Consider the following 23446-nt stretch of genomic DNA (forward strand, 5'->3'; position numbering starts at 1 on the left):
GCACCTACCTCTGAAGTCTGGGCACGAAGCCGGAGGAAACGAACATTACCAAACATCAGACAGCAGATTGCAGGCATTGCGTGTACGTAAATGTTCGGCTCTGTTACTTTATGTTCACATCGCTCACATCAGTGAGCCAGCTCACTCAACCAGGGAGGTTGACGCGTGACGTCGAACCTTGCGGCAGAAGGCGTGCTTTCGTTCAACACGAACGCGCTGGACTACGTACTCATCGCCGTATATTTCGTGTTCGTTCTGGGAATCGGATACGTTGCCCGCCGACAGCTGTCGACGAGCCTCGACTTCTTCCTCTCCGGGCGGCGCCTGCCCGCATGGGTCACCGGCATCGCATTCGTCTCCGCGAATCTCGGCGCCGTGGAGATCATGGGTATGTCCGCCAACGGCGCCCAACTCGGTCTCGCCACGATGCACTACTACTGGATCGGCGCGATACCGGCGATGCTGTTCCTCGGTGTCGTGATGATGCCGTTCTACTACGGCTCCAAGGTCCGAAGCGTTCCGGAGTTCATGCGCAAACGATTCGACTCGAGAGCCCACCTCGTCAACGCCATCAGCTTCGCCGTCGCGCAGATCCTCATCGCGGGCGTCAACCTGTTCCTTCTCGCGACGGTGGTCAAGGTTCTCCTCGGCTGGACGCTGTGGGTGTCGCTGATCGTCGCTGCCGCAATCGTTCTCACCTACACCGTGCTCGGTGGGCTCTCAGCCGCCATCTACAACGAGGTGCTGCAGTTCTTCGTCATCCTCGCCGCTCTCGTACCGCTGACCATCATCGGTCTGATCAAGGTCGGCGGCTGGTCGGGACTGAAGGAGAAGGTCGTGCCCACCGTCACGGACGGCACCGTCACCGCCTCGACCACCGAACAGCTCGCGTCGTGGCCGGGTCAGGCACTCAGTGGCTTCGACTCACCTGTCCTGTCGGTGATCGGCATCGTGTTCGGTCTCGGTTTCGTGTTGTCCTTCGGATACTGGACGACGAACTTCGTCGAGGTACAGCGCGCGATGGCGTCGAGTTCGATGTCGGCGGCTCGTCGCGCACCGATCATCGGTGCGATCCCGAAGATGTTGGTGCCCTTCGTCGTCGTCGTTCCCGGCATGATCGCCGCCTCCGCGATCGGCGACATGATCAACCTGAAGGAGAACGGCACCGGCGACATCACCTACAACGACGCCATGCTGCTCATGATGCGTGACATCCTGCCGAACGGCCTTCTCGGCGTCGCGGTCGCAGGCTTGATGGCCGCGTTCATGGCAGGTATGGCCGCGAACATCTCGGCATTCAACACCGTCTTCAGCTACGACCTGTGGCAGCAGTACATCGTCAAGGATCGCGAGGACGGCTACTACATCACCGTCGGACGTGTGGCCACGGTCGCGGCAACCATCCTCGCGATCTTCACCGCGCTGATCGCGTCGGGATACTCCAACCTGATGGACTACCTGCAGACCCTGTTCGGATTCTTCAACGCGCCGCTGTTCGCGACGTTCATCCTCGGAATGTTCTGGAAGCGCATGACTCCCGCAGCGGGCTGGATCGGTCTTGTCTCCGGTACCGGCGCAGCAGTTCTGGTGTTCATTCTGTCCGAGGTGGGCGTGATCAACCTACCGGGCCAGGGCATGCCGTTCGTTGCGGCCTCGGCGGCGTTCGTCGTCGACATCGCGGTGAGCATCGCAGTCAGCACGGTGACGCAGCCCAAGCCGGCCAAGGAACTCGTCGGCTTCGTCTATTCCGAGACACCCCGCGAGATGTTCACCGATCCGGCGGACGCGACCAACCCGTGGTTCAAGCGTCCGGTTCCGTTGGCAGGCTTCGCATTGGGCCTCGTCGTCGTACTCAACATCGTCTTCCACTGATAGGGATCTCGACATGACAACTCCCGAGAAGCAGAGCCCCGGCCTCGTTGCACGGCTCTTCGACATCCGATCCGTCATCGGAGCACTACTGGGCATCTACGGAATCCTGCTGACCCTCGCAGGGCTGTTCCCGTCCGCATTCGGCAACGAAACCCATTCGTCGCCGTCGAACAACGTCGTCGACATGAGCGTGGGGACCAGCGCCAACCTGTGGGTCGGGCTCGTCATGCTCGCCATTGCCCTGATGTTCGGCGGCTGGGCGCTCGCACGGCCCGCAGTGGTGGGCGACAAGGTCGACTGACCCACATGCTTCACTGCAGCCCCGCATTCTGCACCAGAGTGAGCAGGATGCGGGGATCGCAGTCGAACCTGGTGGTGTCGATCAGGATGATGCATGCCGGTTCCACACGTCGAGACGTCGACAGATGGTCGAGCGCGAAAATCCGGGTGCGGTAGCGTCTTTCGACGACATCCTCCCCTGGATGATGGACCATGATGCGGGGCCCGGCCCGGCCCGGTAGCGCGATGGACCGGGCGTCGGCGCTCGCGTCGAGTCGCTCGTCGTAGCTCATTCCATGCACGTCGATGCCGCCCCGACCGGAAATCTCGATCTTCGGCGCACCGATCACTCCCCTCGCCACCTGAATCAGGTATCCGGCACACCACACCAGTGCTGCGACCAGCGGAACCGACGCAGCGAGGTCGGCGGCGTCGCTCGGGTGCAGCTGGGCAAGCGCCGCTCCACTGGTGAGTCCCGCCAACCCGACGGAGACGACGTAGGTACCGAAGTAGTACCGTCGCGCATGCACGGTCGTCACACCTGCATTTCGGACGATTCCGGCCTCCCCGGTCGGATATCGTCGCCGAAAAGCTATCAGGTGGAAGACGATCGAGGTGCCCAGCAGCGCCGCGAGGAGCAGAACCGGAGTCTCGGAACCGTACGGCGGATCGAGAGCTGCGACCCACATCGACAACGCCCACGGGCCGAAGACGAACAGTCGGATCTGCGACGGTGCACGCCTCCGATCCGACCACACCGAGGATGTGTGCTGCGAGTCAGAAGCAGGCACTCCAACCTCCCGTTGCACTACTCATCGCACACCACCACCGGTATCGAAAGTCTGCATACTCGGTTGGACGTGCGGACCCCTCGATCGGTTCCATCCGTTCCGGCGCAGGTACGCGAAAATCCATACCCCTCCATGGATTTCCACGTACTCGGCGGCCCGTCTACTGAAGAGCGACGGTCGTACCACCCGAGAACAGGGAGTCGTGCAGCTCGATCTCCGCCGGGACCGTTCCAGCGGGGACGTCGAACACGATGGTCGCCTCGATCGAGTTCCCCGGATTGATCTGCTCGAATGCGATGCCCTGATCGAGGACGATCGTCGCCATGTCGTCGACCGAGAACTGCCTGCCCTGGCCGTCGAGCAGCTTCTGCGCCGACGTCGTGAAGCTCTGGGCCCGGTCGCCGATGTTGCGGACGGACATGGTCACGAGCACGTACTCACCTTGCGCGGTCTCGGTCATGAAGTCCTCACCGACGGTCGGCACTCCTGGCTGAGCGGAGACGACGACGAACTCGAACTTCCCGTCGCGTATTGCAGCTCCGATCCCCGGTGACCTCTCGCCGGCATCGGGCACCGCAGGCGAGGCCGGATCAGGCCGGCTCGAATCGGACTGGCTGGATGTCGCGCCCGGCGCGGTGGTGTCGCTCCCGCCGCTGTTGACTGCGGCGATCACGATGGCGACGGCGACGACCCCCACCAGTGCGGTCGAAATCTTGTGGCGAGCGAACCAATTTCGCTTCGGCTCGGTCGAGGTGGGCTGGGTTGTGGTCATGGCTGAAATCCCTTCGTTCGTAGCGATGGGACAACAACACCGCAGTCGGCCGGGGGCGCACTTCGGCAAATCGGACGAACCACCTCATCCTTTCGGTCGGAATCGGGACCGGTCGGCCGATACTGTTCTGTCGGCGGGCGACAGTATGGTTCCGATCATGAGTACACGCACACCTGGTCGGTGGCGCCGCCGCGCGTGGACCACCGCGGCGGTGACCGTCAGCGTGTTCTCCTCGTTGTTCGCGGTCACGTTCGCCTCCACGGCGGGCAACTTCCCGGTGTGGAATCACGCGTTGGGTTTCATCCTGAATTCGATCGCGGCGGTGGCGTTGATCTGGCGTCACGACAGGCCATTCGTGGTGTTGGGGCTGGCAGTGCTCGGGCCACTGTTCTTCGAAACCGATGCGACGGCTGCTCTCATCGCCCTGTACGCCGTTGCCCATTTCGCCACGGGGCGCGTGCTCGCGGTGTCGACGGCTGTGGTTCTGGCAGCGTGCGGAGTCTCGCTCTCGTACGACGCGTTCCGCCGCCGTGACTACTCGGTCCTGACTGTGGGCACGCAGCTCGTCAAGGACGGACCGATCCCGGACTGGAACGTTCCGCTGTGGATCGCCTGGCTCGTCGCGGCGGTCCTCGTCGGCGCGGTCACCGGCCTTGCCATCCTGCGCCGAACCCAGTCCGATCTCGACGCCGCGGTGAACACCCGCGACCGATATGCCCGGCAATCCGATGCGCTGCGCGAGGAAGCGATCATCGTCGCCGAGCGCACCCGCATCGCCCGCGACATGCACGACACCCTCGCCGCAAGCCTCAGCCGGATCTCGCTGTTCGCGGGCGGACTGCAGGTCAACAGCACCGAGGGCCCCGAAAAGGTGGCCAACAGTGCGTCTTTGATCCGGCAGACCGCGCACGAGGCGCTCGACGACCTGAAGAGGATCATCGGCGTGCTCAGGGGTGCAGGCGACTACACGGGCGGGCTCCGCAGCATCGAGGGCGTCTCGGACCTCGTGCACAGTGCACGCGACGCAGGCACACAGGTCACCTATCTCCTCGACGTCTCTCCCGGCGGCGTCGGAGCGTCCAGCAGCCAGGTCGCGTACCGCATCGTTCAGGAGGCGCTGACCAACGCACAGAAGCACGCGCAGGGCGCTCCGATCCACATCGCCCTGCACGGCAACGGCGACGTCGGACTCCGCGTGACCGTGCGCAACCATCTGACCGGCGACCCCGCTTTCGCGCACGGCGCAGGTACCGGTCTGACGGGACTGGGCGAGCAGGTTCGTCAGATCGGGGGCACGTTCGATGCGCGGGCTGCACCGGGCGAGTTCCTCGTCCAGTCATGGCTTCCCTGGCACAGCTGAGACGGTGTCGGTGTGCCGCCGTAAGGTTGGCGCACCATGACATCACCGGCCATCATCACCGTGCTCGTCGTCGACGACGACCGTTTCGTGCGCCGCGGAGTCGGTGACATCTTCGCCGCCACCAATGACATTCGCGTCGTGGCAGACGTCGACGACGGCGATCGAGTGCTCACCGCCGTCAACGCGTTCCGGCCGCACGTCGTGCTGATGGATCTGAAGATGAAGCGGATGGGCGGGCTCGAGGCCACCGAGCACCTCATGGCGCTCGCGCACCCACCTCGTGTGATCGCGATGACGGCGATGGACGTCGACGATCTGGTGGTGCGCGCCGTCGCGGCCGGAGCGCACAGTTTTGTCAGCAAGGACGAGGCTCCCGAGACGTTTCACCTCTCCGTTCGCGCGGTCGCGGCCGGCAACACGTTGTTCAGTGAGGACGCACTCAGGCGAATCGTCGCGTCGTCGGCGCCCGCACCGCGGGCCGTGTCCCCCGCGATGGGCACGCTCACCGAACGCGAGCGAGAAGTGCTGTGCATCATGGCATCCGGCGCTACCACCTCGGCCATCTCGAAGCAGCTGTTCCTCAGCGAGACGACGGTGAAGACGCACATCACCGGAATCTTCGGCAAATTGGGCGTCAACAATCGCGTCGAGGCCGCGTTGAATGCCTTCCGCGCAGGCTGGGTCACCTGAGGCCTCAGACCAACCCGCACAGCTCGCGAGCGCCTGCCTTCAAGAACTCGACGAGCCCGGCGCCGTCCGGTGACACGCGCCCCGCTACACCTTGCAGGCACAGGCCTCCCACCACGTCCGAGCCGCGCTCGCGTACCGGAACGGCCAGGGCGGCCCGCCCGATCCTCGACTCCTCGTTCTCGAACGAGACCTCGGTGGCGAGGATTCCCGCGAGTTCGGCGTGCAACGCCAACCCGTCGACCAGGGTGTGGGCGGTGACCGATCTCAACTCCACCGAATCCAGGTACCGAGGTCGATACGCCAGCAACAGTTTCCCGACGGCGTGAGCATGCGGATTGCGTGAGACGGTCGCCGCGGACACCACCTCGTGGTCCGGGTCCGTCTCGACGATCTTGAGCACTCCCCCGCGGAAGGACGCCAGGTACAGCCCGTGGCGGGTCTCGGCGCGCATCGCATCGAGCACATGTGCGGCGGTACGCACCTGCTCGGCGCCCGTTGCCGCGTACGCCAACTCCGACGTTCGACGGCCCAACGCGAAGCCGGCCAGATCCGGGGTTCGCGCCAGGAACCCGTCGGCGACGAGATAGTTGAGCATGCGATACGCGGTGGCCGGGGGCACCATCGTGTGTGCTGCGATCTGCTTCGCCGTGGCACCCGCGCCCAGGTACGCCACTGCCTCGAGCATGGCGAGCGCTTTCTGCACGGCTTTGGGTTGTTGCCCACCGAATCCCGTTCCCGAGCCACCACCGGATCCGACCCGCTCCGACCTGCCCGTCCGCGCGTCGTGTCGTTCGGTCACCACGTCTACCGTCCGTACGCAGTCGGCGTCATGACCGGCTTGCCGTCGTCGTCGATGCTCAACGAGGCCGCCCCAGGAAGAAGATCCTCGGTCTCGACACTGTCGAAGACTCCGATGGCGTCGATGCTTCGGGGCCGATATCGCCTGAGCACCGCGAACCAGAGGGTGCCCGATCCGCCGAGCGCGAGACACCATGCGAGGTACACCCACGCTCCCGAACGCGCTGAGTCGACCACGGCGAAGGTCAACAGGCCGGATCCCGCACCTGCCGCCGACAGACCGCACACGCGGGTCAGGATCGTGTGTTCACCGATGCGTTCCAGGAATCGGAGCGCCGCCAACGCAACCAGGGTGTAGCCGAGGATCAACGCGATCTCGACGACGACGTCGTAGTTGTCGGGCGCGTGATCGGGGTCGTGCCAGATCGATCCGACCAACGAAGCGGCGACGAACAGGACGACGGCGAAGTACGGCGTGCGGAACCGCGGATGCACCCGCTCGAAGACGCCGGGGATCACGCGTTCGATGCTCATCGAGAACAGCAGCCTCGATCCAGCCTGCGCGAACCCGAGGGTCGACGCGATCCAGGACGAGCAGACACCCACGTTGACCGCGAGTACGAGCAGCATGCTCGCGCCCGATTCGGTGCCCCCGAAGTAGGCGTTGATCAGCACGCCCGCGTGTCCGCTCATTCCCGCCCATCCCGCGAACACGTACAACGACCCGACGAGCAGGGGCGTCACCAGGATGGTCGAGGTGACGGTTCGCAGTGGCCGCCGCGCTTCGGGACCGAAGAAAGCGGCACTTTCGAACCCGGCGAGGCTCAACACCGTCTGCATCGCGAGGAACAGCACGAATCCGACGGGAGCGGTGGACGGCGTCACCGCCACATCGACCGGCACCGGTGACTGCAGCAGCACCACCGTGATGAACACCAGGGTGCACACCTCGATCACCAGAATCGTGCGGGCAGCGAATCGGACGCCGCGGATCGCCACCAGGGCGACCGCAAGCGCAACGAGGACACAGCCGCCGAGGGCAGCACCGCTGCCGAAGTCGATTCCGGCCTCACCACCGAGCTTCACGAGGTTCGCCCCGGCGTTGGACAGCACCGAGACCGACACACCCACGTATCCGACGAGCAGCGCGGCACCCGCGGTCAAGGTCGCTCGCTTTCCGAGGCCGTGCGCGACGAAGCTGTACAGCGAACCCGATGCGGCGAGCCGAACGGTGAACTGGCGGATGCACAGCGCGACCAGGGTCATCACGAGCGTGGCGCCGATGATCGCGAACAAGCCGCCGACTCCGCCTGCAGGCGAGGACATCCACAGCGCGATGAACACCATGCAGGTGGCCGGGGCCATCGTCGACATCGACTGTCCGACCAGATCGAACGGCGTCAGCTGTTTTCGACCGAGTGCGCGCAATGGCGAGTACACGGGGTCGGTTTCTCGCTCGGTGAGCGCGGCCTGGTGCAGAGCTGCGCTGAGGGCGCTGGTGTTCATGGGCATCCTGGTGGCGAGTGATTCGTTGAAACCAGAAATGTACGGCGGTCCGATTGCACCCGTGTTTCGTCGGTGACGTCCGATCGCACTTCAAGTGAGAATCGCGGCCCAAAATGCGGCCTCGCCGAGCGAAAGCATGTGGTCCACCGCACACTTCCGACGCGCAGTTCGCCCCGGAGCAGCGGAAATGCAGTCCCCTGGCTCCCCACACGGGCCCGCTCATCACGTAACTCACGAGTTGCATCGCCGACGCATCACGCTCGCATGATTTCCCTCGACCGCTCGTGAACTCGATCGGGTTCTTCGAATCAGGAGGTGGGGTGCCGCGATGGCATGGGCAATTCTTTCAAGTGTGATCGGCGCGGTGCTGCTGGTCGCAGGTGTGCCGAAGGTGGGCGATCGTGCACGGATGGCCCGCGTGGTTCGGGGCTACAAGCTGCTTCCCGACGCCATGGCCGCGGTCGTCGGGGCGGTGTTGCCATGGGCCGAGATCGTCCTCGGCGTCGTGCTGATTCTCGGGCTCGCCCCAGCGATCGGCGGCGCACTGGCCACTGCCTTGTTCGCCGCGTTCTTCACCGGATTGACCGTCAACCTGCTTCGCGGCCGGGTCGATCTCGATTGCGGATGTTTCGCCTTCGACTCGGGCAAGGACGAGGTCGAGCACATCGGTTGGGGGCACTCCGCCCGCGCCGGTGCCTTCATGGCGGCAAGTGCAGCCGTCGTCGTCACTCCGTCTCTGTCGGCTCTGGACCGGCTGGCCGGAGCGGGGATCGGACTGTTCGCCGTGGGGATCGTGTGCGTCGGGCTCTACGCACGTTCGGTGATGTCGTTCGGCCGCCGCCCGATCGACGACTACTTGAGCAACGCCGCGATCGAGATGCGCGCCATCTCGACCATCAGCCGGTACTGACAGATTTCGAGAAAGGTTTCCTTCGCATGACCGTTTTTCTGTTGACCATGGTTCTTCTTCTCGCGGCCGCGGTCGTCGGGCTTCTGTTGATGATTCTGGGTCTCGCACGCGAGATCGGACGCGTGCAAGTGCGTCTCGGCCCGCTCGGGGCCCGGATGATGGACACCGGCCCGAAGATCGAGCAGGTCGGGCCCACGTTTCACGGACTTCAGGACCACGTCGGTCGTTCCGTCAGTGTCGGCGGACACCGCGAGCGGCCGCAGCTGCTGCTGTTCACCGCACCGGGGTGCTCCACCTGTAAGTCCCTGCTACCCGGCATGAAAGCGATGGCCAAGGGCGAGGGCGAGGTGGACATCGTGATGATCTCCGACGGCACACCGGCCGAGCATGCGGAATTCCTCGCAGGTGCGGGGATCGGCAGCGAACTGAGCTACATCGACGGTCGCGACGTCGGGATCGCTTACCAGGTCGGGACGACTCCGTTCGGAGTGATGCTGGACGAGCACGGCAAGATCAAGGCCAAGGGACTGTGCAACCACATGGCGCAGGTCGAAAGTCTGCTCAACGCACTGGAATCCGGCACACCCTCCCTCCAGCACCTTCACACCCAGGCCGCCAAGAACCGCGGCGCTGCTTAGTTTTTCGACCGAGAAGAGAGAATGGAGAGACATGGATCATCATGACCACGACCACGCCAGTCCGACCGAACAGCGGTACCCGGTCGACGAGAACACCGTCGCCGAGCAGGCCGAGTGGATGGCAGGGCGCGGAGGAAGCTTCGCAAGTCGCTCGGGACGTAAACTGTCCGAGCGTGTTTCACGGAGGTCGATGATCTCGCGAATCGGCCGCTGGACGCTCGGCGCGTCCGGTGTCGCGATCGTCAGCTCACTGCCGGTCTCTCGTGCATACGCTCAGGAGACTCCTGCGGCGGCGGCTCCCGATCCGCAGGTTCCCGAGTACACCGGCAGCAACCCGGCCGAGTGCGACTACTGGCGCTGGTGCAGCATGGACGGAACATCCTGTGCCGCATGCGAAGGCGGAGGACTCACCACGTGTGCACCCGGATCGAAGCCAGGAGCAGAATTCTGGGTCGGTTGCTGCACCAACCCCGCCGACGGCAAGACGTATCTGATCGCCTACTACGACTGCTGCGGCGCACCGAGCTGCTCCAACTCGTTCTGCGGTGAACCCGACATGCAGGCCACGATGTACAACCCGGTCAGCGGAAGCTTCGACCAGGAGATCATCTGGTGTGTCTCCGACGAATCACAGTCGTACACCTGCACGATGGCTCCGATCGTCGGCGAGGACTGCCAGGCACGACCGGCTGCCCGCCCGAAGGTCGGTGCCGGATCGTGACACGTCACTCTCGCAGAGCCGCCATAGCTGCCGCTCCGCTCGCCGCTCTGATGGCATTCACGGCCTGCAGCTCCTCGAACGAGGACACCGAGGATTCGGCCTCGTCCACCGACGTCGTCTACCCCTCGGTCGAATTCACCGCCCCCGGTGAGGGAATCGGACTGGGCGAGGAAGACCAGGAGATCACCGGAGAGATACCGGAACCGGTACACGTCGGCGAGATCACCCCGATCCGCGCCGACCAGATCCTCGGAATCGAAGGAGGTTTCGGGAAGCTCGAACTGACGGTCGACGCCATCGATCCGGCGACGGGCGAGGTCACGACCCGCGTCGTCGTCGGACCCGGAATCTGGGATCCGGTCATTCACGGATTCGTCGGTGACAGTTCCAGTGATCCAGCAGTTCTGGCCGCCGAAGTGTGGAGGCCACGCGGGTCGCGCGGCGCCGCCGACTTCACCGTCAGCACCTACTCCGGTAACTTGCTCGAGCCCAAGGAAGCCGTACTGCCCGACGTAGCGCGCATCCACTCCCGCGAGGGGTCGAATGCGGTGACGTCGGACGGCAAGTACTTCGTCAGCTGGGACGACGGCCTCTACGGCATCCGGGTGGTGGATCTGGAGGCGGGTAAGGAGAGCGGGGCCATCCGCCTGGTGGGATGCGGGCCGTTCACCTGGATGGTCGGACACGATCTGTACAGCGTGTGCGAGGAAACACGAGAGCTGTTGCACGTCACCATCGATGCCGACGGCGTCCCGACCGAGGTCGGACGCGAGAAGGTCCTGCCGGACGACTTCGTCAGTACCCGCAAGACGACCTTCGCAGAAGAGGCGAAGAAGGCGCTCCTCGTCAGCGAGAACGGTGATGTCTTCGTTCTCGACGTCGCCGACGGACTCCCCACCGAGCCCGTCACCCCGATCGGAAACGCAGGTCTTCCGTCGGGACGCTTCGCGGAGAACGTCATCAACGCCGACGCGACTCGGTTGGCAATCACTTACACCGACAGCATCATCCACCCGGATTCGGCGCGGGGCGGCTCGGTGGCCGACGTCGTGATCTACGACGCCGCGAACCTGGCTCCGGTACGTACGTTGACGCTCGCGGACATCGGCATCACCAGTTTCTCGTCGATGGCCTACAGCCTGGACGGCAAGACGTTCTACGTGCTCGGCGACGGGCCCGAGGTCGACGGTGAATCCGCGCAGAAGCTCGTCGGATTCGACGCCACCACCGGTGCGCAGGTGAGTTCGGTCGATCTGAGCGGCAACGTCGGTGCGGTGACCGGTCTGGCGACGCCGGAGGAGATCGAATGAATCGACCGGACACCCGGTTGATGCTCGGCCGACGTCGGTTCCTGTCCTTGGCGACGGCAGGCGTCGGCCTGGCAGGAATCGGCGCACTCGGTGTGACCGGATGCAGTACCTCGGGTCGCGAGACCACCGACGGGGCTGCATCCGGTTCCACCGGCAAGCTCGACTACATCAAGCCGGCGGACCCGGAGGTCGCGGCCGCGGAAGCTCTGCGGTCCTCGACAGGCAGGACGGCCGCCTATGCGCTGACAGCCGGCCTTGCCACGGTCGACCTGGGTGGGCGGCTCGTGAACACCTGGTCCTACGGCGGCGGCGCCGTGGCTCCCGAGCTGCGGTTGACCGCGGGTGACACGATGCGCGCATCGGTCACCAACTCGGTGCCCACCGACACCAGCATCCACTGGCACGGGATACGCATTCGCAACGACATGGACGGCGTACCGCCGGTGACGCAGACCGCGATCGGGCAGGGAACCACGTTCGACTACTCGTTCATCACACCGGATCCCGGAACGTACTGGTATCACTCGCATTCCGGGCTTCAGGCCGATCGTGGTCTGTTCGGCGCACTGATCGTCGAGGATCCACGGGACGCATCGGGCGCCGACGCCGATGCCGTGCTCGTGCTCGACGACTGGGTGGACGGCATGGGCACCACCCCCGACGCCGTCATGGCCGCATTGAACCCCGACCTGCACGGTGGTGGCCACGCGGGACACGGCGGCGCCGCGGCACCGGCACCGGTCGGAGCCGACGAAGCAACGGTGGCGACGTCGTTGACGTCGGCGGGTCACGGTGAGTCCGACGTACTCGGCGGAATGACGCAGCACATCGCGTACCCGTTGCACCTGATCAACGGGCGTCCGCCGAACGATCCCGCGGTGGTCGAGGCGCAGGCCGGATCCCGGTTGAGGCTCCGAATCATCAACGCGGGAGCCGAGACTCCGTACCGATTCGCAGTCGCAGGTCACCGGATGACGATCGTCGCCGTCGACGGGTTCGACGTCGAACCGGCCGAGACCGACGCCATCGTGATCGGCATGGCCCAGCGGTACGACGTCCTGATCACCGTCGCGTCCGGCGCATGGCCGATGGTCGCCGCGGTGGAAGGACGCGACGGATACGCCTCGACCGTGCTTCGAAGCACCGATGCCACGCCGCTGGCGAATCCGGACGTCGGTGGTTCGATTCCCGAGCTCGGCCGTCAGCTGGTGCTCGAGAGCGCACTGCGTCCGGCCGAGAAGTCGAAGCTGGAGACCAGAACTCCCGACCGGGACTACCAGGTGGACCTGCTTCAAGCGGGTGATCGCTACGTGTGGGCGATGGCAGGAGCCGACGCAGGCAAACTGGTGATGAAACGGGGTGAGCGTGTTCGGATCACGATGAACAACACGTCCACGATGTGGCATCCGATGCACACGCACGGCCACACGTTCGCGGTCCCGGACTACGGCGGTCTGCGACGCGACACCGTGAACGTCCTGCCCGGAACGTCACTGGCGATCGAATTCGACGCCGACAACCCGGGTGAGTGGATGTTCCACTGCCACAACGCATACCACTTCGAAACCGGTATGACGGCGAACCTGATGTACATCCGATGAGAGGTATCGAAATGAAGAAGCTCCTGATCATGGTCGTCGCGCTCGCCGGCCTGCTCGGTCTGACAGCCTGCAGCGGCGACTCCGGCAGCGATGCCCCGGCCGCCACGGTGCGGGTCGAGAACATGAGCTACAGCCCGGCGTCGGTGACCATCAAGAAGGGCGAGACCGTCGAATGGATCTTCGACGACAACGGCCTTCCGCACGACGTCGTGGAATCCACCGATGAGCTGTTCAAGAGCGACCTGCTCACCGAAGGCAGCTACTCCTTCACCTTCGAGGAGGCAGGAACATTCGACTACCACTGCACCCCACACCCGATGATGCTCGGCACCGTCGTCGTCGAGGAGTGAGAGCTGTTGTCGCGATGTCGATTCTGTTGTTCACGGCCGGATGCTCGGCGGAGCCCGGCATCGACGCAACAGTGCTGATCAGCAACGTCCGCTTCGATCTTCAGGAGGTACACATTCCCGTCGGGGGCACCGTCGAGTGGCAGTTCGACGACGGCGGCCTTCTCCACGAGGTACATGCGGACGGCATCTTCGACAGTGGTGTCAACGGCGACAGCACCTTTCGGTTCACGTTCGACACGCCGGGTGACGTGGAGTACCAGTGCTCGATTCACCCGTACATGTCCGGGATCGTTCACGTCGGTTGACGTGACCCCATTCGGAAAGGAAATCTCGATGACCACAACGATCGATCACACTGCCCTACAACAGGACATGCCGCAGATCCGACCGACCCTGCAGAACTCCGTAGGCCCAGGCTCGCGTGCCGTCCTCGTCACCGGCGCAGCCGCGTTGGGCGCCGGGGCTGCGCTCGCGCTCTCCCCCGGCATCGCGTCGGGACTCACCGGCGCCGTCGTCGCGGCAGGCGCCATCACCTCGCTCGCTGCCAACTGGTCCACCTGCGGCATGTCCGTGGCGGGCGTCGTGGTCGCACCGAAGCAACCCGGCCGGAAGGGCTCGTCGACGCCGGTGCGGCGACTGGCCTGGCACGGTCTGGGTTCTGTCGTGACCGCGTCGATCACCGGCTCTGCGATCGGGTGGCTGGGCGGCGTCGTGTCCGGAGCCGTCCCGGTCGCCGTCATGCTCGGGGTGTGGGCGACGCTGTCGCTCGCCTACGGTCTTCACGAGCTCGGTCTCGCGAAGATGCCGACGCCGATGCGTCGGCAGCAGTTGCCTCGCCACCTGCGTCGCAGCATGGAACCGTGGAAGGTGTCGCTGTTGTTCGGCGCCATCATCGGACCGGGATTTCTGATCTACATCCGGTCGAGTGCCTACTACCTGATGGCGCTCGGCGTCGCAGCGGTCGGATCTCCGGCTCTCGGTGCGGCGTTGTTCGTGACGGTCTCGCTCGGGCGGTGCCTGCCGAGTGCGCTGGCGATCGTGCACACCCGACGCGGCGGTTCTATGCCGGGATTCCTGTCACTGATGTGCGTCGTGGATCGCCGAGTGCAGGCGATCACCGGCGCAGCTCTGATCGGGCTCGCCGTGTTCGCAGGTATCACGCTGATCTGAGCACGGCCGGTGGTCGCCAGGTGAGTGTTTGAAAGACTCGTGAAGTGTCAATCCCTGGTCCGGGTGGGGCAGTCCCCTCACTCGTAATGCATCCGCCGACCGAAAGGCATTCGATGAGCATCAACGACGACGACATCACCACCAGTGGATCCGGCGGCGAAGGTCCCGCCGACGGCGGCTCCAACCCCGACGGGCACGACGGCGGTGCGGACGGCACAGCTTGAGCGAGACGGACTCACACCAGCGCGGACCGGGCAACCGGTCCGCGCTCGGTCGTCTAATCGCCGTCGACGAGCGCACGTTCGCCGATCGTTACTGGGGTCGCGCGCCACTGCTGTCTCGCGCCGACGAGCTGCCGGGGACCTTCGACGATCTGATGACTGCCGCATCGGTGGACGAACTCGTCTCGCACCGAGGCGTCCGGACGCCGTTCGCGCGAATGGCGAAGGACGGTTCGCTCCTGGATCGCAGCACCTTCACCGACTCCGGCGGCTTCGGAGCCGAGATGACCGATCAGCTGGATTCGGCCGCGGTGCTGTCCGCATTCGCCGACGGGCACACACTCGTTCTCCAGGGGTTGCACCGGCTGTGGCCGCCGCTGATCGATTTCGTGTCCGAGCTGGTCGCGGACGTCGGCCACCCGGCTCAGGTCAATGCGTACATCACTCCTGCCTCGTCGCAGGGTTTCTCCCCGCACTACGACGTACACGACGTCTTCGTGCTGCAGATCAGCGGCGAGAAACGATGGATTCTCCATCCCCCGGTTCATCCGCACCCGCTGCCGAATCAGCCGTGGTCGGATCGCCGCAGCGCAGTCGAAGAACGCGCGCGTGCGACACCGGAGATCGACACCGTACTGCGCCCCGGCGACGTCCTCTACCTCCCACGCGGTTGGATACATTCCGCGCACGCGCTGGGTGAGACGACAATTCACCTCACCCTCGGGGTGGCGTCGCTGAACCGCTACGACATCGCGCATCACCTGCTCGGCCTACTGCAGGACGACGCGGCGCTGCGTGAGCCGTTGCCCGCCGGGTTCGATCCGACGGACGCGGACGCGGTACTCCCCTATGTCGATCGCGTCATCGACGACATGGCCGCCGCTCTCGAACGGATGAAGGGTGACAGCGTTGCTCGGCGAGCGATCGCGGAGCGTCTCGGCCGAAAATTCGTCGAGGTCACACGTCCCGAGCCGGTGAACCCGCTGCACACGGTCTCGTTCATGACCCATCTCGGCGCCGACAGTACCGTCGTCTGGAGGCGCGGGCTCGGCGCGACGATCCGCGCGGACGCGAAGTCGATCCATGTGCGGCTGCGGAAGAAAACGGTGTCGCTGCCTGCGGAATGCGCCGAGGCCGTATACCTTCTCGAATCCGGAAAGCCCTGTCGCGTCGGTGATCTCACCGGACTCGACATCGACAGCGCCGTCGTCGTTGCCCGACGGCTGCTCCGGGAAGGCGTCCTGGTACCGGCATCATGACCTGCAGCGACGCCGCCCGCGTTCGCGGTGACACGCTCGCCGGAACGGGCTCGCGCGGCGAAGGGTGGTTTCTACTCGAAATCGACGGTCCGTGGGGACATTCCGCTTTCCTGAACTCCGACAAGGTACTGGATCCGAATCTCGGTTTCGCGATCGCACGGCGAGCCGAAGTGGCAGGACTGCGCCCGCTCGCCATCCGTCGGCCGGGCAGACATCGCGGCGAAGGACGCTGGCGCTGGGCCGTGGTCGACTCCCGTGTCGGATCCGAAGGCATTCGCTGGGGCGAGGCGCAGGACGCCGAAGCAGTACTCGAGGTCGACTTCTCCGCGGGAACGCCGTCCACGCGCCTCGTCGTCGGCGTCTGCACCCACGGACGCCACGACCGATGCTGCGCGGTCCGCGGCCGCCGGGCCTTGTCGGCATTGATGGAAGATTTCGGTGAGAATACTTGGGAGTGCTCACATCTGGGCGGCGACCGATTCGCCGGCACGATGATCGTCTTCCCGCACGGGCTGTACTACGGAAACGTCGACGACGCAGACGCCGGTCACATCGTGCGGCTGCACAGCGAGGGGTTCGTCGAGCCGCGCTTCCTCCGCGGACGCAGCTCCCTGTCCGCACCCGTGCAGGTCGCGCAACATCACGTTCGGCAAGCATCGGGAGACAACCGAATCGATTCCCTCCACCCGATCTCCGAGGTGCAGGACGGCCTGTCCTGGACCGTGATACTCGACCACGACGGTCGACGCGTCGAGGTCGGGTTGACACAGGGACTGTCCGAACCGATCACAACCACCTGCGTCGCCACCAAGGCCGGTGCGGTACGCACCTTCGCGCTGGACTTCATCTCGGACGTCATCTCGGACGAGGGATGACGAGTTCGAGCGGCCCCGGCCGGTTCGGTACCGTCGGCCGAGTGAACGATCCAGCAGGGCTCATATCGAACGGTCGACGAGTATCGCTCGCGGCGGCCGCGGGACTCGCCGCCGCGATGGGCGTCGGCCGATTCGTGTTCACGCCCATCTTGCCGATCATGATCGACTCGGCGAACGTCTCGCCCAGCGCGGGCGCAGTCATCGCCACCGCGAACTACGCCGGCTACCTCCTCGGTGCCGTACTGCTGTCGATTCGTCCCGGCCTCAACACCACGAACGCTTTTCGCCTGTGGGCTGTCGTGTTGGTCGCGAGCGAATTGGCGATGGCCGCCGTCGACAACACCGTCTTGTTCTCGGTCCTCCGGTTCCTCGCCGGGCTGGCCAGTGCCGCGGTGTTCCTGGCGTGCGCCAGCACCGTCGCACAACACTCCAGGTCGTCGCCCGGCATCACGTTCGGTGGTGTCGGCGCGGGCATCGCCGCGTCGGGAGTGCTCACGCTGGTTGCTGCACCTCACCTTTCGTGGCAGGGCATCTGGGTGTGCTCGGCCGTGCTGACCGCGGTCACGATCGCTCCGGCGCTGACGCTGCGGGTTCGGGCCGAATCCCGATCCACCGACGGCCAAGGGATGCTGTCGGCTCCGGATCGGACGGTGTGGAGGGTACTGCTGGTCGTCTACCTCCTCGAGGGGCTCGGTTACATCGTCGTCGGGACATTTCTCGTGGCCGCAGTGGGTGGACACGGCAATTCTTCGGTGGGTCCCGCTGTCTGGATCGCGGTCGGGCTCGCCGCCATGCCTGCGACCGTGCTGTGGCAGGCAATCGCGCGGCGTATCGAGACGAGACGGGCGTTGGTCGCTGCGTTCGCGCTGCAGACGGTGTCGGCGCTCCTTCCTGCTCTGACGTCCAATTCGGTCGTCGCGGTTGTGTCGGCACTCCTGTTCGGTGGAACGTTCATGGGAATCACGATGTTGACGCTGAGCACCGCAGCGCGCCTGCCGATCGGGCGGACGGCTGCCACCCTGACCGCTGTCTACGGCGTCGGGCAGGTTCTGGGGCCACTCGTGGTGGCACCCGCGCTCGGGGATTCGTACACCGTTGCCTTCGTCGTCGCGGCGGTCGTTCTCGCGCTCGGGACCATCGGGGCTGCGGTCGCAGCCCGGCTCCAGGCAGTGACAGACGATCAACGTTGTGCAACACCTCCGTTGGGCGCCTGAGCCTGACCGTTACCGATCCCCGCTTTGCGACCGAAGGACCACTCGCCGTCGCTGCCGCACACGAGCACACCGTTGCGGTCTCCCGGCTTGGCATAGGTGACCGTCTCGTTTCCGTTCGAGTCGGTGTTGACGATCGGGCAGCCTCGACCCGGGCCGTTCACCGGATCGATGGGCTCGGCCTGTGCGACCGACGCTCCCAATGCTCCGAAGACGGCGGCGGCGAAAACGACTGTGGCGGTGATACGGCGGACGATCATTCAGTGCTCCTTCGAGTTGCTGTGTTGGACAAGAACAACTGTCGTCTGTTTCGTGCACGGTCGTAAGCACCCCAAGGGATGGACCTCACCCACCCCCCACACAGGAAGATCCACGTGACGGGCAGGTGTAGCTTTCGATCATGAGTACCTCTTGGCAGGACCCGAGCGCCGTGAACCTCATGCTCGACGAGCTGGAGACGTGGGCGGTGGTCGGCTTGTCCGGCAATCCGAGCCGGACCGCGTACTCCATCGCAGCGCTACTGCAGCAGCAGGGCAAGCGCATCGTGCCGATTCACCCCGACGCACCGACGGTTCTCGGCGAGCAGGGGTATGCGAGCCTCGCCGACGTGCCGTTTCCCATCGACGTGGTCGATGTCTTCCGCCGGTCCGAGTCGGCGGGCCAGTTCGCCGACGAGGCCGTCGCCGTCGGCGCGAAGGCGGTGTGGTTTCAGCTCGGAGTGATCGACGAGGCCGCGTTCGAGCGCACGACGGCCGCTGGTGTTCCGATGGTGATGGACACATGCCCTGCGATCGAATGGCGCCGCAGAACCTAGCTCGGGAGTGGAGCCTGGAGGGGCGACTAGGCTGAATCACGCAAACCGGACACCCTCTCGAAAGGCGCCTGCCCATGGCTATCGACTACACCCGCAAATCTCCGGCGCCCGGAACCCCCGGCGTGAACCTCAGCAAGGTCACGTTGTCCAAGGCAGCTCCGACGGTCAACCTCGCGAAGAAGGGCGAGTCGCAGGGAGCGATGCGCATCAACCTCAACTGGTCGAGCGGCACGCCCGACCAGCCGAAGAAGAAGGGTTTTCTCGCCAAGCTCGCGGCGGCGACGAGCGCGCCGAGTGGCGTCGACCTCGACCTCGGCTGCCTCTACGAGCTGAAGGACGGCAGCAAAGGCGTCGTACAAGCTCTCGGCAACAGCTTCGGATCGCTTCAGGCTCCGCCGTTCATCGCCCTCGACGGTGACGACCGCTCCGGATCGGTCACCGGTGGTGAGAACATGCACGTCAATCTCGCCGATCCCGACGCCTTCAGCCGAATCCTCGTCTTCGCCATGATCTATCAGGGCGCACCCAACTGGGCCGCCGTCGATGGCGTCGTGACGCTGTTTCCGACCAGTGGACCGCAGGTGGAGGTTCGACTCGACTCGGAGAGCAATTCGGCTCGCATCTGCGCCATTGCACTGCTGCAGAACACGGGCAGCGGCTTTTCGGTCACACGCGAGGTCAAGTACATCGACGGGGGTCAGAGCGAACTCGACAAGGCCTACGGCTGGGGAATGCAGTGGAAGGCAGGCCGCAAGTAGGGGCTCCGCACACCCGGATGCACGCGAAGAATCGCTCGAGTTCACTATGGAGGTAACTAGTACTCATTACGTGGACTAAGCAACGAGGTAGTGGAATGAGCGACGCGGCAGCAATCGGTGACGGCATCTTCCAGATTTCGGTTCCCATCACGGGCAGCCCGATCGGCAACACACTCGTCTACGCAATGGAGTCGCCGCGTGGGTTGATCCTCGTCGACGCTGGTTGGAACGACGACAACGCCTGGGACGGGCTGACATCGGGTCTCGAATCCATCGGCCATTCCATCTCCGATGTCGAGGGCGTCGTACTGACGCATTTCCATCCCGACCACACCGGTCTGTGCGGACGAGTCCGCGAGGCGTCCGGTGCCTGGATCGCGATGCACGAATCCGACCATGTTCTGTTCGAGAGCATGGTCGGCACCAGCTCCGACGAACGGCTGACGGCGGGCAAAGCCAACATGATCGCTGCAGGCGCTCCACTCGCCGACATCGACGAATGGCAGGGCGCCACACCGCACAATCCGACGAGTCGGGAGTCCGCACCCGATCGAATTCTCGTCGACGGCGAAACCATCGCACTGGCAGGCCGTGAACTGTTGGCCGTCCACACCCCAGGTCACACTCCGGGCCACGTCAGCTTCCTTTTGCCGACCTCCGACATCTTGTTCACCGGCGACCACGTGCTGCAGAAGACGACCCCGCATGTCGGGAACTTCGTCTACCCGCTGGAGGTGCGAGATGCGCTCGCCGAGTTCCTGGATTCCCTTCGACGCGTACAGACTCTCGGCGTCACCCGGGGTCTCGGAGCGCACGGTCTGTCGATCGACGACCTCGCAGGCCGTGCAGACGAATTGATCGACCATCACGAGGAACGACTCGACCACTTGTACGACGCGTTCGGCGACGAGCAGATCACCGTATGGCAGGTCGCCGAGCGGATGAAATGGTACAAACCGTGGGCCGCGATTTCGCCTCTGGGAAAGACGATGGCACTGTCCGAGGCTGCTGCGCACCTTCGACATCTCGTGGCGCGCAACCTCGTTGCTCAGGTTCCCGATTCGTCGCCCGCTGTGTTCGCGAGGGTCTGAGCCTCGGGCGGCGTCATCTGTAGCCGCACTCCCATCAGGCGTACTTTCCTCGAGTGATCGAGCCGATCGACGAGTGCGGCTGCGGCACCGGCGATCACCTCTGGGTCGAACGTCTCCTCCGCGAGTGCAGCAGTGGTGGTGTGGGTTTCGAAGGGAACGTATCGCACCTTCAGTGTCACCCTGACAGCCTTCCGATTCTCCGCCAAGAGGTCGTCGCGGACCTTCAGTGCCAGCTTTCGCACCTCGTCGGTGACGGCATTCCAGTCGTCGAGATCCTGCTGAAACGTTGTCTCTCGACTGTGTGACCGTGCGATCCACGGCTGCGACGAGACCGGCGAGGTATCGACGCCGCGACCCTTGGTACCGATCCACGGTCCCGTCTTCGGACCGAACTCGGCCGCCAGTACTGCATCGTCGGTGGCCGCCAACGCCGTCACCGTGGTGATCCCCATGCCTGCCAGCTTCTTCGCCGTCTTCTTGCCGATTCCCCACAGCGCATCGGTGCCCCGCTCCCCCATGACGTCGAACCAGTTGGCCTGGGTGAGTGTGTAGATGCCCTGTGGCTTACCGAAATCCGTGGCGATCTTCGCTCTGAGCTTGTTGTCGCCTATCCCGACGGAACAATGCAGCGCAGTCGCATCGAACACTGCATCGTGGACCCGGTGCGCGAACGCAACCGGATCCTCGGTCTCGACGCCGAGAAATGCCTCGTCCCAACCCAGTACCTCGACGACGACACCGAGACCGCGCAGCGTCTCCATCACCGCATCGGAGGCAGCCGTGTACGCGTCCGCATCGACGGGAAGAAACACCGCGTCAGGCAGCTTCTTCAACGCCACTCGCAGCGGCATCCCCGAGCCGACTCCGAACGCCCGAGCCTCGTACGACGCCGTCGACACCACGCCGCGCTCGGTCGGGTCTCCGCGGCCACCCACGACAACCGGCTTCCCTGCCAGTTCGGGGCGGCGAAGTACCTCGACCGCCGCGATGAACTGGTCCATATCGACATGAAGCACCCACCGTCGGCGCGTAGCGGTCGTCATGGTGTCATTCTGCGTCAGGCTCCCGCCGAGATCAGCGGAAGACGCTGCCCTTGGATGCGAGTGCCTTGACCCTGTCGACGGTCCATACCGCGATAACCTCCGGACTGCGCTTTCGCCCGGTCTCGCGACGAGTGTCGATCTCCTGCTCGGCGATGATGTCGCGAAGTTGATCGAGCGTCAGTTCACTCAACTTCTGTGCCAGTGCGTCCTCACCCGAGTCACGCAACACCACGAACGGGTCGAACAACCCCGGTTCGCGTGCCACCTTCTTCGCAGCAGGCGCCCTCTTCCGTGCCGGCGCCTTCGGCGGTGCGACTACCGCTACCTGTTCTCCGCCTTCTGCCGGTGCAACGACGAAAGCGGTGGCCAACGCCTTCGCGAACCGAGGTGTCCGTGCTGCCTCTTCGGCCACGACCTGAAAGAGCTTGGTCAACAGTGTTGCCGCTGTCGCGTCCGTGCTGCTCAGCTTCAGCAGTGCCCCGCCGAGTTCCTGAACTTGTACCCGCTGCTGTGCGTCGTCGGTGGTGGTCATAGCTTGGCTTCGGCCTCCGTCATGATGTTCTTGGTGATTTCACGCAGCTGGTCGAACTGACCCGCGTTGCCGTACTTGCCTTTCAACGTGCCGTACGGCTCGAACTGCGCAGATGCCGCGATCGAATTGGACTCGGCCAGGTAGACCGGAAGCACATTCTGAATGTGCTGGTCGCGGCGCAGGTTCCGAATCGTCGTCCGGTGGATCGACGAGTTCGACTTGTACTTGGTGATCACGAGTCCCAGTTCGACGATCGAGCGGCCCAGTTCCTCCCCGAACTCCTTGATTCTCGTCTGAATCTGCGGAATTCCATAGGTGGACAACACATCGGGAATTGTCGGAATGATGTACCCGTCGGCCATGGCCAAACCGTTCAGCGTGATCGGACCTACGTTGGGCGGGCAGTCGATCAGAATGTAGTCGTAGTACGCAGCAACGGGTTCGATCGCCTTGCGCAGAATGTCCACCGCACTCGTCGGTGAACCCTCGTTGACACGTAGAGCGCTGATGCGTTCCTGCAACCCGATCAGATCGAGCGACGACGGCAGCAAGTCGACCCCCGTCACCTTCTTCACCGGAGACACGGAGCGCTGAATGCTGGCCTGAACGTCGAAGTTCGACGTACCCTCCACCGCGTCACGGAACAGAGTCGCCAGTGTCAGGCCCTTCTTGTTCAGGTCGAACCAATCTCCCTCACTGATCATCATCGTCGTGAGGTTGATCTGCGAGTCCAGATCGATCAGCAGGACCTTCTGACCGAACTCTGCCGACATGAACTCAGCGACACCGGCCGTGATCGTCGTCTTGCCGACCCCGCCCTTGAGACTGATCGTCGTGATTACCTTCGCCATGCGGCACCGTTCCTGTTCATAAC

The 23446-nt window shown here is 64.6% G+C and carries 26 protein-coding genes and 1 pseudogene; 19 read left to right on the forward strand and 8 right to left on the reverse strand.

Going from position 1 to position 23446, the window contains the following annotated elements; genetic code table 11:
• The first annotated feature begins 165 nt into the window (after nt 1-165).
• Complete coding sequence (locus RY1_RS14280) at nt 166-1872, forward strand: sodium:solute symporter family protein (protein ID WP_371829473.1); 1707 nt, start codon at nt 166-168, stop codon at nt 1870-1872.
• Nucleotides 1873-1885: 13 nt separating this feature from the next.
• Entirely contained in the window at nt 1886-2173 is a 288-nt protein-coding gene (locus RY1_RS14285) for a hypothetical protein (protein ID WP_072804225.1), read from the forward strand.
• Between the two features lie 10 nt (nt 2174-2183).
• Here the strand turns inward: RY1_RS14285 and RY1_RS14290 are convergent, their stop codons facing one another.
• Nucleotides 2184-2942, reverse strand: a complete 759-nt coding sequence (locus tag RY1_RS14290; protein WP_139279852.1) for a hypothetical protein — start codon at nt 2940-2942, stop codon at nt 2184-2186.
• A gap of 160 nt (nt 2943-3102) precedes the next feature.
• Complete coding sequence (locus RY1_RS14295) at nt 3103-3714, reverse strand: DUF4352 domain-containing protein (protein WP_072804227.1); 612 nt, start codon at nt 3712-3714, stop codon at nt 3103-3105.
• Between the two features lie 157 nt (nt 3715-3871).
• Between RY1_RS14295 and RY1_RS14300 the strand changes: the two genes are divergently transcribed.
• Both RY1_RS14300 and RY1_RS14305 read left to right on the forward strand, forming a co-directional pair.
• Entirely contained in the window at nt 3872-5074 is a 1203-nt protein-coding gene (locus RY1_RS14300) for a sensor histidine kinase (RefSeq protein ID WP_245819662.1), read from the forward strand.
• Nucleotides 5075-5110: 36 nt separating this feature from the next.
• Entirely contained in the window at nt 5111-5764 is a 654-nt protein-coding gene (locus tag RY1_RS14305; protein ID WP_072804229.1) for a response regulator, read from the forward strand.
• A gap of 4 nt (nt 5765-5768) precedes the next feature.
• On the opposite strand, the gene RY1_RS14310 is transcribed toward RY1_RS14305, so the two are convergent.
• Together RY1_RS14310 and RY1_RS14315 are read right to left on the reverse strand one after the other, a co-directional pair.
• Nucleotides 5769-6563: an IclR family transcriptional regulator gene (locus RY1_RS14310; protein WP_139279853.1), complete on the reverse strand. Its 795-nt coding sequence runs from the start codon at nt 6561-6563 to the stop codon at nt 5769-5771.
• Between the two features lie 5 nt (nt 6564-6568).
• Entirely contained in the window at nt 6569-8068 is a 1500-nt protein-coding gene (locus RY1_RS14315; protein ID WP_072804230.1) for an APC family permease, read from the reverse strand.
• 328 nt (nt 8069-8396) lie between these two features.
• Between RY1_RS14315 and RY1_RS14320 the strand changes: the two genes are divergently transcribed.
• The 12 genes and pseudogenes from RY1_RS14320 (at nt 8397) to RY1_RS14375 (ending at nt 18337) form a co-directional block, all read left to right on the forward strand.
• A complete protein-coding gene (locus tag RY1_RS14320; protein ID WP_072804231.1) occupies nt 8397-8978 on the forward strand; it encodes a MauE/DoxX family redox-associated membrane protein in 582 nt (193 codons plus the stop codon).
• A 26-nt stretch (nt 8979-9004) separates the two neighbouring features.
• Complete coding sequence (locus tag RY1_RS14325; protein WP_072804232.1) at nt 9005-9616, forward strand: thioredoxin domain-containing protein; 612 nt, start codon at nt 9005-9007, stop codon at nt 9614-9616.
• 31 nt (nt 9617-9647) lie between these two features.
• On the forward strand, nt 9648-10337 hold the full coding sequence (locus tag RY1_RS14330; protein ID WP_072804233.1) for a methylamine dehydrogenase light chain: 690 nt from the start codon (nt 9648-9650) through the stop codon (nt 10335-10337).
• The gene (locus tag RY1_RS14335) at nt 10334-11647 is read left to right on the forward strand and encodes a hypothetical protein (RefSeq protein ID WP_072804234.1); all 1314 of its coding nucleotides are present in this window, start codon (nt 10334-10336) and stop codon (nt 11645-11647) included. The genes RY1_RS14330 and RY1_RS14335 overlap by 4 nt, the downstream gene beginning before the upstream one ends.
• Nucleotides 11644-13248 carry a multicopper oxidase family protein gene (locus tag RY1_RS14340; protein WP_072804235.1) on the forward strand — a complete coding sequence of 535 codons (1605 nt, stop codon included), beginning with the start codon at nt 11644-11646 and terminating at the stop codon, nt 13246-13248. The genes RY1_RS14335 and RY1_RS14340 overlap by 4 nt, the downstream gene beginning before the upstream one ends.
• An 11-nt stretch (nt 13249-13259) precedes the next feature.
• Nucleotides 13260-13598, forward strand: coding sequence for a plastocyanin/azurin family copper-binding protein (locus RY1_RS14345; protein WP_072804289.1), 339 nt, complete (start codon nt 13260-13262; stop codon nt 13596-13598).
• Nucleotides 13595-13903: a cupredoxin domain-containing protein gene (locus tag RY1_RS14350; protein WP_174565381.1), complete on the forward strand. Its 309-nt coding sequence runs from the start codon at nt 13595-13597 to the stop codon at nt 13901-13903. The genes RY1_RS14345 and RY1_RS14350 overlap by 4 nt, the downstream gene beginning before the upstream one ends.
• 28 nt (nt 13904-13931) lie before the next feature.
• A complete protein-coding gene (locus tag RY1_RS14355) occupies nt 13932-14768 on the forward strand; it encodes a methylamine utilization protein (RefSeq protein WP_072804290.1) in 837 nt (278 codons plus the stop codon).
• A gap of 113 nt (nt 14769-14881) precedes the next feature.
• Nucleotides 14882-14989 (forward strand): annotated as a pseudogene (locus RY1_RS30365) (BatC protein); the annotation flags it as partial.
• On the forward strand, nt 14989-16248 hold the full coding sequence (locus tag RY1_RS14365; protein ID WP_072804237.1) for a cupin domain-containing protein: 1260 nt from the start codon (nt 14989-14991) through the stop codon (nt 16246-16248). The pseudogene RY1_RS30365 and the gene RY1_RS14365, both read left to right, overlap by 1 nt.
• On the forward strand, nt 16245-17123 hold the full coding sequence (locus tag RY1_RS14370; RefSeq protein WP_072804238.1) for a ferredoxin family protein: 879 nt from the start codon (nt 16245-16247) through the stop codon (nt 17121-17123). The genes RY1_RS14365 and RY1_RS14370 overlap by 4 nt, the downstream gene beginning before the upstream one ends.
• 116 nt (nt 17124-17239) lie before the next feature.
• On the forward strand, nt 17240-18337 hold the full coding sequence (locus RY1_RS14375) for a YbfB/YjiJ family MFS transporter (protein ID WP_245819670.1): 1098 nt from the start codon (nt 17240-17242) through the stop codon (nt 18335-18337).
• On the opposite strand, the gene RY1_RS14380 is transcribed toward RY1_RS14375, so the two are convergent.
• Nucleotides 18304-18594 (reverse strand): hypothetical protein, encoded by a 291-nt coding sequence (locus tag RY1_RS14380; protein WP_072804239.1) that lies wholly within the window; start codon nt 18592-18594, stop codon nt 18304-18306. The genes RY1_RS14375 and RY1_RS14380 overlap by 34 nt on opposite strands.
• A gap of 140 nt (nt 18595-18734) precedes the next feature.
• Here RY1_RS14380 and RY1_RS14385 point away from each other — a divergent pair, with 140 nt between their 5' ends.
• From RY1_RS14385 to RY1_RS14395, 3 genes are all read left to right on the forward strand, one after another.
• Complete coding sequence (locus RY1_RS14385) at nt 18735-19148, forward strand: CoA-binding protein (RefSeq protein ID WP_072804240.1); 414 nt, start codon at nt 18735-18737, stop codon at nt 19146-19148.
• A gap of 74 nt (nt 19149-19222) precedes the next feature.
• Complete coding sequence (locus tag RY1_RS14390) at nt 19223-19906, forward strand: TerD family protein (RefSeq protein ID WP_072804241.1); 684 nt, start codon at nt 19223-19225, stop codon at nt 19904-19906.
• A gap of 95 nt (nt 19907-20001) precedes the next feature.
• Nucleotides 20002-20997: an MBL fold metallo-hydrolase gene (locus tag RY1_RS14395; RefSeq protein ID WP_072804242.1), complete on the forward strand. Its 996-nt coding sequence runs from the start codon at nt 20002-20004 to the stop codon at nt 20995-20997.
• Here the strand turns inward: RY1_RS14395 and RY1_RS14400 are convergent.
• Genes RY1_RS14400 through RY1_RS14410 form a run of 3 tightly spaced genes read right to left on the reverse strand, consistent with a single transcriptional unit; the run spans nt 20955 to nt 23423 of the window.
• Entirely contained in the window at nt 20955-22040 is a 1086-nt protein-coding gene (locus tag RY1_RS14400; RefSeq protein ID WP_072804243.1) for a DNA polymerase IV, read from the reverse strand. The genes RY1_RS14395 and RY1_RS14400 overlap by 43 nt on opposite strands.
• A gap of 31 nt (nt 22041-22071) precedes the next feature.
• Nucleotides 22072-22572 carry a hypothetical protein gene (locus RY1_RS14405; protein WP_072804244.1) on the reverse strand — a complete coding sequence of 167 codons (501 nt, stop codon included), beginning with the start codon at nt 22570-22572 and terminating at the stop codon, nt 22072-22074.
• Nucleotides 22569-23423, reverse strand: coding sequence for a ParA family protein (locus RY1_RS14410; protein ID WP_072804245.1), 855 nt, complete (start codon nt 23421-23423; stop codon nt 22569-22571). The genes RY1_RS14405 and RY1_RS14410 overlap by 4 nt, the downstream gene beginning before the upstream one ends.
• Nucleotides 23424-23446: the final 23 nt, after the last annotated feature.

Origin of the sequence: Rhodococcus yunnanensis NBRC 103083 (assembly GCF_001895005.1) — a bacterium.
GTDB classification, from domain to species: domain Bacteria; phylum Actinomycetota; class Actinomycetes; order Mycobacteriales; family Mycobacteriaceae; genus Rhodococcoides; species Rhodococcoides yunnanense.

What these genes read in the sequence shown, in the direction of transcription:
- RY1_RS14300 (WP_245819662.1), top strand. Translation starts at nt 3,872, where the DNA reads ATGAGTACACGCACACCTGGTCGGTGGCGCCGCCGCGCGTGGACCACC.
- RY1_RS14355 (WP_072804290.1), top strand. Translation starts at nt 13,932, where the DNA reads ATGACCACAACGATCGATCACACTGCCCTACAACAGGACATGCCGCAG.
- RY1_RS14395 (WP_072804242.1), top strand. Translation starts at nt 20,002, where the DNA reads ATGAGCGACGCGGCAGCAATCGGTGACGGCATCTTCCAGATTTCGGTT.
- RY1_RS14400 (WP_072804243.1), bottom strand. Translation starts at nt 22,040, where the DNA reads ATGACGACCGCTACGCGCCGACGGTGGGTGCTTCATGTCGATATGGAC.
- RY1_RS14410 (WP_072804245.1), bottom strand. Translation starts at nt 23,423, where the DNA reads ATGGCGAAGGTAATCACGACGATCAGTCTCAAGGGCGGGGTCGGCAAG.
- RY1_RS14405 (WP_072804244.1), bottom strand. Translation starts at nt 22,572, where the DNA reads ATGACCACCACCGACGACGCACAGCAGCGGGTACAAGTTCAGGAACTC.
- RY1_RS14315 (WP_072804230.1), bottom strand. Translation starts at nt 8,068, where the DNA reads ATGAACACCAGCGCCCTCAGCGCAGCTCTGCACCAGGCCGCGCTCACC.
- RY1_RS14325 (WP_072804232.1), top strand. Translation starts at nt 9,005, where the DNA reads ATGACCGTTTTTCTGTTGACCATGGTTCTTCTTCTCGCGGCCGCGGTC.
- RY1_RS14345 (WP_072804289.1), top strand. Translation starts at nt 13,260, where the DNA reads ATGAAGAAGCTCCTGATCATGGTCGTCGCGCTCGCCGGCCTGCTCGGT.
- RY1_RS14380 (WP_072804239.1), bottom strand. Translation starts at nt 18,594, where the DNA reads ATGATCGTCCGCCGTATCACCGCCACAGTCGTTTTCGCCGCCGCCGTC.
- RY1_RS14390 (WP_072804241.1), top strand. Translation starts at nt 19,223, where the DNA reads ATGGCTATCGACTACACCCGCAAATCTCCGGCGCCCGGAACCCCCGGC.
- RY1_RS14330 (WP_072804233.1), top strand. Translation starts at nt 9,648, where the DNA reads ATGGATCATCATGACCACGACCACGCCAGTCCGACCGAACAGCGGTAC.
- RY1_RS14370 (WP_072804238.1), top strand. Translation starts at nt 16,245, where the DNA reads ATGACCTGCAGCGACGCCGCCCGCGTTCGCGGTGACACGCTCGCCGGA.
- RY1_RS14385 (WP_072804240.1), top strand. Translation starts at nt 18,735, where the DNA reads ATGAGTACCTCTTGGCAGGACCCGAGCGCCGTGAACCTCATGCTCGAC.
- RY1_RS14320 (WP_072804231.1), top strand. Translation starts at nt 8,397, where the DNA reads ATGGCATGGGCAATTCTTTCAAGTGTGATCGGCGCGGTGCTGCTGGTC.
- RY1_RS14375 (WP_245819670.1), top strand. Translation starts at nt 17,240, where the DNA reads ATGGGCGTCGGCCGATTCGTGTTCACGCCCATCTTGCCGATCATGATC.
- RY1_RS14285 (WP_072804225.1), top strand. Translation starts at nt 1,886, where the DNA reads ATGACAACTCCCGAGAAGCAGAGCCCCGGCCTCGTTGCACGGCTCTTC.
- RY1_RS14295 (WP_072804227.1), bottom strand. Translation starts at nt 3,714, where the DNA reads ATGACCACAACCCAGCCCACCTCGACCGAGCCGAAGCGAAATTGGTTC.
- RY1_RS14305 (WP_072804229.1), top strand. Translation starts at nt 5,111, where the DNA reads ATGACATCACCGGCCATCATCACCGTGCTCGTCGTCGACGACGACCGT.
- RY1_RS14340 (WP_072804235.1), top strand. Translation starts at nt 11,644, where the DNA reads ATGAATCGACCGGACACCCGGTTGATGCTCGGCCGACGTCGGTTCCTG.